13 protein-coding genes are annotated in these 12,327 nt (G+C 60.0%); 2 read left to right on the top strand and 11 right to left on the bottom strand.

The features are described from left to right. Positions 1–198: 198 nt before the first annotated feature. A complete protein-coding gene (locus ACCC84_RS08300; protein ID WP_227745692.1) occupies positions 199–1,068 on the top strand; it encodes a hypothetical protein in 870 nt (289 codons plus the stop codon). Positions 1,069–1,199: 131 nt separating this feature from the next. Here ACCC84_RS08300 and ACCC84_RS08305 read toward each other — a convergent pair whose 3' ends face one another. The 3 genes from ACCC84_RS08305 to ACCC84_RS08315 all read right to left on the bottom strand — a co-directional run bounded on the left by ACCC84_RS08305 (position 1,200) and on the right by ACCC84_RS08315 (position 3,549). Further along, positions 1,200–1,895, bottom strand: coding sequence for a class I SAM-dependent methyltransferase (locus ACCC84_RS08305; protein ID WP_371901737.1), 696 nt, complete (start codon positions 1,893–1,895; stop codon positions 1,200–1,202). Between the two features lie 119 nt (positions 1,896–2,014). Then, positions 2,015–2,926 (bottom strand): PNPOx family protein, encoded by a 912-nt coding sequence (locus ACCC84_RS08310; protein ID WP_198772966.1) that lies wholly within the window; start codon positions 2,924–2,926, stop codon positions 2,015–2,017. Positions 2,927–2,931: 5 nt separating this feature from the next. After that, positions 2,932–3,549 carry a glutathione S-transferase gene (locus tag ACCC84_RS08315; protein ID WP_198772965.1) on the bottom strand — a complete coding sequence of 206 codons (618 nt, stop codon included), beginning with the start codon at positions 3,547–3,549 and terminating at the stop codon, positions 2,932–2,934. Positions 3,550–3,648: 99 nt separating this feature from the next. Between ACCC84_RS08315 and ACCC84_RS08320 the strand changes: the two genes are divergently transcribed. After that, on the top strand, positions 3,649–4,545 hold the full coding sequence (locus tag ACCC84_RS08320) for a LysR family transcriptional regulator (RefSeq protein ID WP_273872294.1): 897 nt from the start codon (positions 3,649–3,651) through the stop codon (positions 4,543–4,545). A 57-nt stretch (positions 4,546–4,602) separates the two neighbouring features. Here the strand turns inward: ACCC84_RS08320 and paaY are convergent, their stop codons facing one another. From paaY to paaF, 8 genes are all read right to left on the bottom strand, one after another. After that, positions 4,603–5,199 (bottom strand): phenylacetic acid degradation protein PaaY, encoded by a 597-nt coding sequence (gene paaY / locus ACCC84_RS08325; RefSeq protein WP_004961218.1) that lies wholly within the window; start codon positions 5,197–5,199, stop codon positions 4,603–4,605. Positions 5,200–5,211: 12 nt separating this feature from the next. Beyond that, complete coding sequence (gene paaX / locus ACCC84_RS08330; RefSeq protein WP_198772963.1) at positions 5,212–6,153, bottom strand: phenylacetic acid degradation operon negative regulatory protein PaaX; 942 nt, start codon at positions 6,151–6,153, stop codon at positions 5,212–5,214. 103 nt (positions 6,154–6,256) lie between these two features. Then, positions 6,257–7,564, bottom strand: coding sequence for a phenylacetate--CoA ligase PaaK (paaK, locus tag ACCC84_RS08335; RefSeq protein ID WP_004961223.1), 1,308 nt, complete (start codon positions 7,562–7,564; stop codon positions 6,257–6,259). A 17-nt stretch (positions 7,565–7,581) separates the two neighbouring features. Continuing rightward, a complete protein-coding gene (gene pcaF / locus ACCC84_RS08340) occupies positions 7,582–8,787 on the bottom strand; it encodes a 3-oxoadipyl-CoA thiolase (RefSeq protein ID WP_004961225.1) in 1,206 nt (401 codons plus the stop codon). Then, positions 8,784–9,224, bottom strand: coding sequence for a hydroxyphenylacetyl-CoA thioesterase PaaI (gene paaI, locus ACCC84_RS08345; protein WP_004961228.1), 441 nt, complete (start codon positions 9,222–9,224; stop codon positions 8,784–8,786). The genes pcaF and paaI overlap by 4 nt, the downstream gene beginning before the upstream one ends. Further along, positions 9,221–10,756 carry a 3-hydroxyacyl-CoA dehydrogenase gene (locus ACCC84_RS08350; protein WP_371901738.1) on the bottom strand — a complete coding sequence of 512 codons (1,536 nt, stop codon included), beginning with the start codon at positions 10,754–10,756 and terminating at the stop codon, positions 9,221–9,223. The genes paaI and ACCC84_RS08350 overlap by 4 nt, the downstream gene beginning before the upstream one ends. A 2-nt stretch (positions 10,757–10,758) precedes the next feature. Further along, the gene (gene paaG / locus ACCC84_RS08355; RefSeq protein ID WP_004961232.1) at positions 10,759–11,550 is read right to left on the bottom strand and encodes a 2-(1,2-epoxy-1,2-dihydrophenyl)acetyl-CoA isomerase PaaG; all 792 of its coding nucleotides are present in this window, start codon (positions 11,548–11,550) and stop codon (positions 10,759–10,761) included. Positions 11,551–11,553: 3 nt separating this feature from the next. Continuing rightward, the gene (gene paaF, locus ACCC84_RS08360; protein WP_371901739.1) at positions 11,554–12,327 is read right to left on the bottom strand and encodes a 2,3-dehydroadipyl-CoA hydratase PaaF; all 774 of its coding nucleotides are present in this window, start codon (positions 12,325–12,327) and stop codon (positions 11,554–11,556) included.

Raw genomic sequence — 12,327 nt, forward strand, 5'->3', positions numbered from 1 at the left:
ATACCTATTATTTAATCGGTGAACGATCGTTATTTAGCAGTCTAGTGTATAACCAGAGGCTGACAACTATCCTTTTTGACAGTTGCGTCATGATAATATCGGTGGAGAATTCATATTGAAGTTCAGGCCAAATCACACTCATGACAATGAAATATGAGGGTGAAATTTCAATCCGAATTTGATCTCAAGAGAGGCTTTATGAAACGAGCTACCGTTATTTCATTTGTTGGCGTGGCGGTTTTTTCGGCCAATGTATTTGCTGCGGCAGAATCGGAAGTCAGTTCAGCGGTAAAAAAGGATATCGCTGATATACTGACTGAACAATACCATAGCACGGTCAAGGACTGTGGCGATGAGCAGTCCCCAGCATTTCTTTGTTCCGGTGTGTTAATGCGAGGGACCAGACCGGGCGTTGATTTCTGGAAGCTCAATCCATCATCAATAAAAAACAAGGGGGTGTCATTTTCTTATTTGCGTAAGGATGCCAAATTCAACAATACATTTGCCAGTGCCAACGGGTTTATTCTTTATCCGGGAAAAATGACGCCGGCAGAAAGTGAACAGGTTTCGGTATTATGCTCTTATGCCCTGGATGCCAATACCTGGGGAAGGCAGGGAAACTACTGCGGTTCACCGCCGACTCCGGAGAAAGGGCAGTCATGTCAGGATTTTGGCGTATTTACCGCTCATCAGTTAAATAAAGCGATTGTCAGAAGAACCGCCTGGGGCGTATGTGCCTTTGACGTCAGACCTACGGCAAAAAAACCGGCTGATGCGTTTTACCAGACATTACTCGCGATGCCATATCATGGAAATGGATTATATTATAACGAAATTATCGTTAAGCCCTGGGACGAAAATAATCCGCAAGCCATCCCGGTTGAAGCCCTGTTTTACCTGAATGGCGCGGGGTTGATAAACGCGCAGCAGGACCAGCGTAGCTACAAAAAGGCAACAGGGAAATTTTTACCTATCGTTAAAGTTGAACTCCCTCAAGGCATCAGCGTGCAACATGCGACAGATGCGCTCTTTAGCTATGAACCAAAAGATCAGCTGGTCGAAAAATAACACCATCGGCTCTCGCTGCTGATATGCGGTAAATGGCCATAGCGCCCGGTGGAAACCGCGCCGTAAATCCCCGTTATCCTGGCGTGGATTTACGGCGCATTGTCATGGCTGCCGTCCCAACGCGGGCATTGTTAATCGGTTATCGCGTTTGCCAAACCGTCGTCAGAGGGCTTTTTCTGTCTGGCCGTGAACACCGCGACGGTGCCATGCAATTGCACCTCAACCTGCATAAATTGCCTGGCGAGGGCGTCATGCAGCTGTTGCCGTGAATCTGCCTGATTGCCGAAGATGCCTTTTTTGTTATAAACCGCCATCAGTTTGCGACCAAAGGCATTATGTTCGACGCCATGACCAAGGATGGTGGCGCCACACAGTACTCCGTCGGGCGTCAGTGCGCTGGCGGCATGGTGGATAACGCGTTGTTTTTCGGCCATGCTCCCCGGCAGACAGTGCAAAAGATAAAACAGCGACAGTGAGTCGAAATGGCCATGCAGTCGTTCGGGCAGCGGCTGGAAAATATCGTGCCGCAGGCGTTCGGTAATACGCTGTGCGCCGACGCGTGCGCTGGCGGCGTGCAGGCTATTGTCATTCAGATCGAGCAGCGTGATCTGCCGCGAGCCTTGCGGCGTATTGGCGAGGTAACAACCGGTGCCGACGCCGATATCCAAATGCCTTATTCCCATGTGACGCTGGAAATGCGGCAACAATACCGTGTCGGTCGGGCAGCGCCAGGCATAACGGTTGGAGATGCTCAGCACCCACCAATCATAAAGTTTTAGCGTTAGCGGCGTATATACCACCGCGCTTTTTGCACTATCCGCGCTCATCAATAAATCCCTTTTGATAGTTTCACTCCGGTTATATTTGCAGCTATCCTACCAGACCCGCAGCGACACGGGTATTGCCTCAATGGCGCCGGCTCGGCGACGTTCGGTCGTCGCGTTGATTATCGCCCCGCGCGGGTTTGCAGCGTGGTTGGCGCATATTCCACCTCGCCGCCGCGCCACGGCAACGCGTCGGCAAAGCGCCAGGCTCGCTGTAGCTCAAAACGCCAGTAGCGTTCTGCCGCGGGGATGTTCGGTAACGGTTGCGACTGCCAGACGATCTGCGTCACGCCCTGTAAATGCAGCAGATCGCCGTTGGCGAAATCCGGCAGCAGCAGCGCCGCACGCGGCTCCGCCAGCAGGTTGCCGAGGGTATTCATATAACGATTGCCGCGAAAGTCGGGTATCCACAGGCTTTGTTGCTCAAGATGGATAAAACCAGGCAGGCCGCCGCGGTGCGAAATATCAACGCCACCCTGTGCCAGATCCAGATGGGCGTAACTGGCGACAAAGCAGGTGTCCGCCTGGCGGATCAGACGCCGCGCTGCATCGTCCAGTTCAGGCAGATATTCAATCGCCTGGGGGGCGTTTTGCTGGGCAATCAGCTGACGCCGCTGGATATACTGCGGGCAGTTGCCGAAACACTGATGCACCTCGATTTCCAGCCGGTTTTTATCCATGCGGCTGAGCGTGCCGTTGACACGGTTACGCCGCCGGTTACTGAAGTCCAGCCCCAGCGCACCGACCGGTTGACCGGGGTGCAACGCTGCCTGCGCCGGATCGTCATCGCGACGTGGCGCACTGATGCGCAGATGGCGGTCGTCCGGGGTGCGCAAAAATCCTGCCGGGCCGCTGAACAGCGTCGCCAGCGGCCAGCCGTGCGCATCCACCGTTGCCACAAACAGATAGCGCAGCGCGGCGTAGAATTCGCGGTGCTGAGCCGGCATCGCCGGGTAGATGCCGGCGCGCACGCCGTCAACATGCGCCAACCGCTGCGCGCGCAGTTCGCCGGGGTGGAACAACGGAGCCGTCATGCTAGTTACCTCGCCGCCGGTATCGGCAGCGCCGGCATGGCAAAAAAGCCGGGCAGAGCCTGAATGCGCGCGATCCAGCGGCGTATGGCCGGGTAGTCGGCCAGCGAAACGCCACCTTCTGGCGCCACCGCCAGATAGCTGTAACAGGCCAGATCGGCGATGGTAGGCTGGTCGGTGGCTAAAAAATCGCGTTGTTCAAGGTGTTGCTCGACCTGCGGTAGAAAACGCAGACTGATGGACCGCGCCGAGTCATAGTCTTCCGGCGCGGAAAACTGGCTGATCAACCGGCAGGAGGCCGGCCCGTAACGTACTTCGCCAGCGGCGTGCGACAGCCATACCTGCACCTGCGCCGCCGCCTGCGGCTGTTCCGGTAGCCAATGGCTGTCCGGCGCATAGCGTTTGACCAGGTATGTCATGATGGCATTGCTGTCCGGCAGTGCAAAATCGCCGTCGACCAGCAATGGGATCTGGCCAAAGGGGTTTAGCCGGCGGTAGGTTTCGCTCTGGCGTAGCGCGGCGGGCGCTTCGATAAATTCATAGTTTACGTCAAGCATCTTCAACAGCAGTGCGACGCGGTGAACGTGGCCGGAAAGCGGCGTACCGTACAGTTTTAGCGTTGGCATATGCAGACTCCCAGATAGAGAGCCTTCAGAATACTCTTGCGCTGTGTGAAGGAAATACGGCAATGTAGAAATTGATAATTTCAATAGCTGGAATAATCAATGGACCGTTTGGATGAATTGGCGATCTTTGTGGCGGTGGTGCAACAGGGCAGTCTGGCGGCCGCGGCGCGCAAGCTGCGACGTTCCGCGCCTGCGGTTACCCGCGCCGTTGCATCGCTGGAGCAGCGGGTTGGCGCACGGCTGGTGGAGCGAACCACGCGGCGACTGGCGCCGACCGAAGCCGGTTTGCGTCTGGCTGAACGGGCGCGTGCCGTGCTTGGTGATTATCAGCAGGCGGTGCTGGATACCGCGCCAACCCAGGTGAGCGGTCTGTTGCGCATTACCGCGCCGGTACAGTTTGGCCGTAAGTTCGTTGCACCGATCGTGATGGCATTTCTGGAACAGTATCCGCAAATCGACATTGAGATGCAGCTCAACGATCGCAATCTGGATCTGATAGACGAAGGGTTGGACATCGCGGTGCGGATTGGCCATCAGCACGATTCCAGCCGGGTAGCGCGTCGTCTGGGCTGGGTGCGGCGCGTGACGGTCGCCAGCCCGGCCTATCTGGCGCGCTGTGGCGAGCCGCTGAACCCGGCGCAGTTGACCGATCACCACACCATTATCGGTACCCAGCACGGGGCGCTGCGAGAATGGCGGTTTGGCCCGCAGGAAAACCATGAACGTGTACGCCTGACGCCGCGTTTGATGCTTAACGACGTCGAAAGCCAGTTGCTGGCGGCGCGTGCCGGCCAGGGCATTGCCCGACTATTGTCGTATCAGGTGGCGGACGATCTGGCCGCCGGCAGCCTGGTGCGCGTATTGACATCTTTTGAACCGCAGGCGCTGCCGGTTCAACTGGTGGCGAATCAGGTACAGCAAATGCCGTTAAAAGTGCGCACATTCTGGGATTTCGCTTTTGCGCAGCTTAGCCAGCTCAGGCAACTCGCGTCATAGCGGCGTCAGAACGTTTATAGCTGGCGCTGCGCGAATTGGCTCTGCCAGCCGACGGGATTACAGCTGGCTCTTTGGCACCAGGCGATCGCCAAAGGTCAGGCGCTGACGGTCCGGTTCTGCGGCACTGAGCGGGGCGACTTCTCTCAGCGACTGCTTGCAGCGGACGACCAGATCCTGATATTCCAGCGTACCGGTGCGTTTCCAGCTCAGTTCTTGCTCGGTCAACTCGCGCACAACGCGCGCCGGGCTGCCCAGCACCAGTTTATTGGCGGCGATGTCCGCAGCCGCCTTGATAAAGGAACAGGCGCCGACGATGGTGTTTTCACCCACTATCGCGCCGTCCATCACCACCGCATTCATGCCGACCATCGCGTTGCGCCCGACGCGACAGCCATGCAGGATGGCGCCATGACCGATATGACCGTCCTGTTCCACCACCGTATCCTGTTGCGGAAAACCGTGCATTACGCAGTTGTCCTGAATATTGGCACCGTCGTGCACCACGATACGGCCAAAATCGCCGCGCAGGCTGGCATTGGGGCCAATGTAGACGTTTTTGCCGACCATCACGTCGCCAATCAGCACCGCCGTAGGGTGAACATAACTGCTGGGATCGACTACCGGCGTCAAACCGTCAATTTGATACACAGGCATGGCTAAAGCTCCTTAAAACGTAGCGTGATCGCGCGCCAAGCCGCCAAAGCGACGGTAATAGCCTGCGCCGGGGGCCGGCAGGGCGCCGATGGTGGTTTCCGCCAGTGCGCTGACATAGTCGGTGGCGGCGCGGTCGACACGCTGATAAATATTGATGCACAGATTGCGGGCGATTTGGCCTTCCCACTGGGTTGGCAGTAACGCATCGGGCAGCAGCGGATCTTTCAGCACCACGCGGCGGAAGAAATGAATCAATAATAGCTTAATCTGAAAGCATCGCTGCGGCGTCAGTACGCTATCGTCGGCGTCGCGCAACAGCGCCATCAGCGGTCGGAAAGAGACGATAAACTCATGATAATGGCCCGCCACCGCGTCCAGCGACCAGCAGTCGGCCACCAGTTGGCGCAGCTGGTGCGCTGAACGGTCATAGGGGTAATCGGCGCGGAAGTAAATCACCCGTTCGCTGGCGTTCAGTTCGCCAAGCAGCGCCGGGACATCGGTTTGTGCGTGGGTAGGGGCGGCCATCAGGTTGTTGGCAATCTGGCCAAAACCCAGCCAGCTCAGCGCCTTGCGCAGCCGTGCGCGTTCGTTTTTATCTACCGTTTCCAATAACAGCAGCTCCCATTTCCCGTCCCACTCGGGCTGTTCGCTCAGGTATATTTTTGATTCGGCGTGACGAAACTGGCGCATACCCTGATCGGTAACGCGGTAATAGCTGCGCCGGCCAATCTTTTCCACATCCAGCCAGCCCTCTTTTTGCAGGCGAAACACCGAGGTGCGCACAAAGCGATCGCCGAAACCCAGCGATTCCAGCAGCGCACTCAGGCTGCCCAGCCACAGTTCGCCGCCGCGGTGGCTGAGCGCATCGCCATATAATGAAATAATCAGTGAGGTGCCGCTGATGGGTTGGGCGTCGAGCGCCTGATGGATGAATTCATCCAGTTTATGTTCCATATTTTCCCATAGGTTAACCAACGGTGAAGCACAACATTAGCATAAAGCCGAGTCGCGGCAACCGTGTCCCCTTGCCACAACGGCGGCAAAGGGACGCGGCCTATTAGCGTGGTCGCAGGTCGACCACCCGCTGGGCTTTGCCTTCCGAACGCGGAATATCCCCGCAGTTGGCGATGCTGACATCGGTGCTGACGCCGATAATCGACTTGATGTGGTGGCGCAGCTGGTGGCAGATATCGCAGCGTTGCTGATGGTTCAGGCTGAGCGCCGCTTCTTTCAGCTCGACCCGCACCGCCAGCGTATCAAGGTGCCCGGCGCGGCTCACCTGCAACTGGTAATGCGGTGACAGCTGTTCGAACTGCATAATCTGTTCTTCCACCTGTGACGGAAACACGTTTACGCCACGAATAATCAGCATGTCGTCCGAGCGGCCGGTAATCTTGCCCATGCGCCGCATCTGGCGGGCATCACCCGGCATCAGGCGGGTAAGATCGCGGGTGCGATAGCGGATCACCGGTAACGCCTCTTTGCTCAGGGTGGTGAACACCAGTTCGCCGTGCTGGCCGTCTGTCAGGCAGTTGCCATTATCCGGATCGATGATTTCCGGCAGAAAGTGATCTTCCCAAATGGTTGGGCCGCCGCCGCTTTCGGCACATTCCATTGCCACACCCGGCCCCATCACTTCGGACAGGCCGTAGATATCCAGCGCTTTGATCCCCAGCCGGCTTTCAATTTCATGGCGCAGTGATTCGGTCCAGGGTTCGGCGCCGAATATGCCGATGCGCAGCGAACAACCCCGAGCATCGCCGCCCAGCTTGCGCTCCAGTTCGTCAATCAGCGTCAGGCAATAGGATGGCGTTACCATGATCACGTCGGGTTTGAAATCCAGGATCAGCTGCGCCTGTTTTTCAGTCTGGCCGCCGGACATCGGGATCACCGTGGCACCCAGGCGTTCGGCGCCGTAATGCGCCCCCAGGCCGCCGGTGAACAGCCCGTAGCCGTAGGCGACGTGCACTTTGTCCTTCGCCGTGGCGCCCGCTGCCCGCAGGCTGCGAGCGACAATATCGGCCCAGTTGTCGATATCGCGCTGGGTATAGCCAACCACCGTTGGTCGGCCGGTGGTGCCCGAGGATGCGTGAATGCGTACTATTTGTTCCATCGGCACCGCAAAGGTATCGAACGGATAGTTGTCGCGCAGATCCTGCTTGGTGGTGTAAGGGAACAGCGCAATATCGCCAAGCTGTTGCAGATCGTTCGGGTGGACGCCGGCCTGATCGAACTTGCGTCGATACATCGGCACGTTTTCATAGGCGTGATGCAAGGTCCACTTCAGACGTTGCAGCTGTAGCGCTTCGATCTCATCGCGCGAGGCGAACTCGATGGCGTCCAGGGGCTGTGGATTGATTGTCATTGTTGTTGCCTCAATCTTTAGACACGCTCAATAATCATGGCGATGCCCTGGCCTACGCCGATGCACATGGTGCACAACGCGTAGCGACCGGCTCGCCGTTCCAGTTCAAACATCGCAGCCAGCGCCAGACGCGCGCCGCTCATGCCCAACGGATGGCCGAGGGCGATGGCGCCGCCGTTGGGGTTTACCTGCTCGGCGTCGTCCGGCAGGCCGAGCTGGCGCAGTACCGCCAAGGCCTGAGCGGCGAACGCTTCGTTGAGTTCAATGACGTCCATTTGCGCCAGGCTCAGCCCGGCGATTTCCAATACCCTGCGCGTCGCCGGCAGCGGGCCGATGCCCATCAAGCGTGGTTCGACGCCGCAGGTGGCGGTGGCGACAATGCGCGCCCGCGGCGTCAGCCCCTGCTGCATGGCGATGGTCTCGGAGGCCACCAGCAGTGCCGCCGCGCCGTCATTAAGGCCAGAGGCGTTGCCGGCGGTCACGCTGCCAGGCTGGCGGAACGGTGTTTTCAGCGCCTGTAGCTGCGCCAGAGTCGTATCTGCGCGTGGGTGCTGATCCTGGTCAAAGACGCGCAGCGCGCCTTTTTTGTCACTGATGCTCACCGGAACGATTTGCTGTGCCAGTATGCCGGCGGCCTGTGCGTGCGCGGTGCGCTGCTGGCTGCGCAACGCAAAGGCATCCTGATCGGCACGGCTGATGGAGAACTGCGCCGCGACGTTTTCGGCGGTTTCCGGCATCGAGTCGGTGCCGAACCGCTGCTGCATCAGCGGGTTGACGAAACGCCAGCCGAGCGTGGTGTCATACAGCTGTGCCTGGCGGCTGAAGGCGCTGTCGGCCTTGCCCATCACCAGCGGTGCACGGGTCATCGATTCTGCGCCGCCGGCCACTACCAGTCCGGCTTCGCCGGCTTTGATACTGCGTGCCGCCATCGCCAGCGCATCCAGCCCGGAGCCGCACAGGCGGTTGACGGTGGTGCCGGAAACGCTTTGCGGCAACCCGGCCAGCAGTGCCGCCATGCGCGCCAGATTGCGGTTGTCTTCGCCAGCCTGATTGGCGCAGCCGAGGATCACGTCGTCAACCCGCGCCCAGTCCAGTTGGGGGTGGCGTTCCATCAAGGCACGCAGCGGCAACGCGGCCAGATCGTCGGTGCGCACCGTCGCCAACGCGCCACCATAGCGGCCAATCGGCGTGCGCACGCCGTCACAGATAAACGCCTGACTCATGGTTGCTCCTCCAGAATGCGATGACCAAGACGATGTGCGCGGCCGCGGAACCAGGCGACGGTTTTCCCGCGCTGGTTGACGATCTGCACGTCGTACAGGCCGCCGGTTTGGCCTTGATGACGCACTTCGGCGCTGGCGGTCAGCCGGTCGCCGGCCAGCGCCGGGCGGATAAAGTCAATGCTGCAACCGGCGGCGACCGCCGCCAGTCCCTGGCTGTTGCAGGCGTAGGCAAATGCGGTATCGGCCAGGCTGAACAGCTGTCCGCCGTGACAGGTCTGATGGCCGTTGAGCATCTGCGGGCCGACCACCATACTGACCTGCGCAAAACCGCAATCAACGGCGTCTAGCGTCATGCCCATCGCTTGCGCACAGGTATCCTGTTGGTACAGCTGTTCGGCACAGCGTTGTGCCAGGTCGCGGGGAGTCATGGCGTTCATCGGTGTTCTCCTGACGGCAGGGCGGCGTATTGAGTGGCACGGTGGCGCAGCAACGGCATCGGCCGGTAGCGCGGTTCAAGATAGCAACGGTGCAGATTTTCCAGCGTCGTCAGTATCTGCGACCAGCCGAGCGCCGCACCCCAGGCTAGCGGGCCGCGTGGATAATTGACGCCGAACAGCATGGCGTTGTCGGTATCGGCGGCGCTGGCCACGCCTTTGTTCACTACGTCGAGTGCTTCGTTGACCAGCATGGCGACGGTGCGCATCACCAGTAATCCGGGGTAATCCGGCAGTTCAATAACGCGCTTGCCGAGCGTTTGCAGCAGATGAATCACTTTGGCGCTGTCCTGCGGACGGTTCTGGGATGCGCAGGCCAGGACGAGGGTCGGCGCGCGCTGGTAATTGGCGGACAGATCGAACAGCACCACTGGCGTGCCGAGCTGCTGCGCCATCTGGCTCGCAGTTTTACCATTTGTTAACATAAATGTAACTTCATCAACCGTGGCAAACGGGCTGGTCTGGCCAGGTTGTTTGACCGCGCCCGCATTTTCCTGCAGCAGGGCGGCCAGCTCCGGCAGCGATGTCCAGTCACCGTGCAGCGTAACCCTGGGCAGCGACGCGGCGCCTACCGGCTCGGCGTAGCGTGCTGCCGGATTGAGGCTTTCATCATCGTAACGGTAAAAACCGCGCCCGCTTTTACGCCCCAGATGTCCGGCGCTGACCCGCTCCTGCTGCAGCAGCGAAGGGCGGAAACGGTCGTCATGAAAAAAGGCCTGAAACACCGACTGGGTGACGGCAAAGTTGACGTCCTGGCCAATCAGATCGGTGAGTTGCAACGGCCCCATGGCAAAGCCGCCGGCGTCACGCATGGCCGCGTCCAGCGTCGCTACGTCGGCGATCTGTTCCTCCAGCGCCCGCAGCGTTTCGGCATAAAATGGCCGGGCGACGCGATTGACGATAAACCCCGGCGTCGAGCGGCACTGTACCGGCTGTTTGCCCCAGTGCCGCGCCAGCGCGTCGAGCCGGCGCAGGGTAGTGGCATCGGTGTCCAGACCGGCGACGATTTCCACCAGTTTCATCAGCGGCGCCGGGTTGAAGAAATGCATGCCGGCCATGCGTTGTGGATGGCGTAATACGCTGGCGATGGCGGTGATGGACAACGACGAGGTATTACTGGCAAATAGCGTGTCGTGGGCGCAGATCGCCTCCAGATCGCGGAACAGGCTCTGCTTGATCTCCCGCTTTTCCGCCACTGCTTCGATCACCAATCCGCAGTCGGCCAGTTGGTCCAGCGACGCGGCAATGCTGATATTCGCCAGCAGCCGTTCAGCGTCGTCGCGTTGCGCCTTGCCGGCCTCCACTCGACGACGCAGGCGTTGCCCTAAGGTCTCCAGCGCCCGCACCGCCGCGGGTTGGGAAATATCAAACAGTTTGACCGGGTGCCCGGCGGCAGCGGCCAGTTGGGCGATACCGATGCCCATGGTACCGGCGCCAATCACCGCCAGCGAGCCGTGAAACAGGGGAGCGTTCATATTTATTTCCCGCTGAACGAAGGTGGGCGTTTGGCGAAAAAGGCGCTGACGCCTTCACGATAGTCGTCGCTACGACCGCCGAGGCGTTGCAGATCGCGCTCCAGATCGAGCTGCTGATCGAGCGTATTGGTCGCTGCGCTGTAAATGGCCTTTTTGATCAGGCCCAGCCCATAGGTCGGCTGGCTCGCCAGGTGTCGTGCCAGCGTTTGCGTGCGTTCGGCCAATTCTGCGCCGTCCACCACCTGCCAGATCAAGCCCCATTCCAGCGCCTGGCGCGCGTCAATCCTGTCGCCCAGCAGCGCCATGCCCATGGCGCGCGCATGGCCGGCCAGCCGTGGCAGGAACCAGCTAGCGCCGGAATCCGGCACCAGCCCCAGTTTGCAAAATGACTGGATAAAACTGGCATTGTCGGCGGCGATCACGATGTCGCAGGCCATCGCCAGTGCAGCACCGGCACCGGCCGCCACGCCGTTGACACCACAGATCACCGGCTTGGGCAAGCTGGTCAGCCGGCGGATCAACGGGTTGTAAAAGCGCTCGACCGACAGGCCGAGATCCGGTGCCTGCCGATCGGCGCTCACCGTGCGATCGTTCAGATCCTGCCCGGCGCAGAAACCGCGGCCGGCGCCGGTAATCACCACGCAGCGCACCGTATCATCGCGCTCGGCGACGGTCAGTGCTTCCGCCAGTTGGTGGTGCATTTCATCATTGAAGCTGTTCAGCCGATCCGCGCGGTTCAGGGTAATGGTCAACACCCCGGCGTCGAGCTGGCTTAAAATCAGTGCGTTATCCATAAATCAGCGCCCCTTGTAGTGCGGAGTACGTTTTTCGAAGAAGGCGGCGATGCCTTCGTGACGATCTTCAGTGGCCGTCAGCGTAACGAACTGCTGGCGTTCAATGGCCAACCCGGCGCTCAGGCCGGTTTCTTCCGCCTGTTTCAACGCCTGCTTGGCGGCGCGTAACGCCAGCGGCGCCTGTTGGCTGATGCGGGAGGCGATCTGTTCAGCACGTTCCAGCGTCAATGCGTCGAGGCAGACTTCGCTTACCAGCCCGCTTTGCAGCGCCAGGCGGGCATCGATGGCTTCGCCGCTCAGCACCATCTGGCTGGCACGAGATTTGCCGACGCAGCGCATCAAGCGCTGGGTGCCGCCAGCGCCCGGCATCAGGCCGAGGGTGATTTCCGGCAGGCCGAAGCGCGCGCTTTCACCGCAGATAATGATGTCGCACGCCAGTGCCAGTTCGCAGCCTGCGCCGAGTGCGTAACCGTTGACCGCCGCCAGCAGCGGCTTGCTGAACTGGGCGAGACGTTGCCATAGCTGCGGTCGGTGGTCGGCCAGTGCCGCCGGCAGGTCTTGCTGTTGCAACTCGTGTAAATCGGCACCGGCGGCGAAGTAACGCGCCGAACCAGCAATCACCACCGCGCCAACCTCGGCGTCGGCATCGGCCTGTCCCAGCAGGTAGACCAGCTGTTCCAGGCACGGGGTGCTGAGCGCGTTACGGGCTTGCGGACGCTGCAAGGTCAGGGTGACCACGCGCTGGCGTTGTTGGCGCTGTATCCAGGGGGTTTCCAT

Source organism: Serratia odorifera (assembly GCF_041448735.1).
GTDB lineage: Bacteria > Pseudomonadota > Gammaproteobacteria > Enterobacterales > Enterobacteriaceae > Serratia_F > Serratia_F odorifera.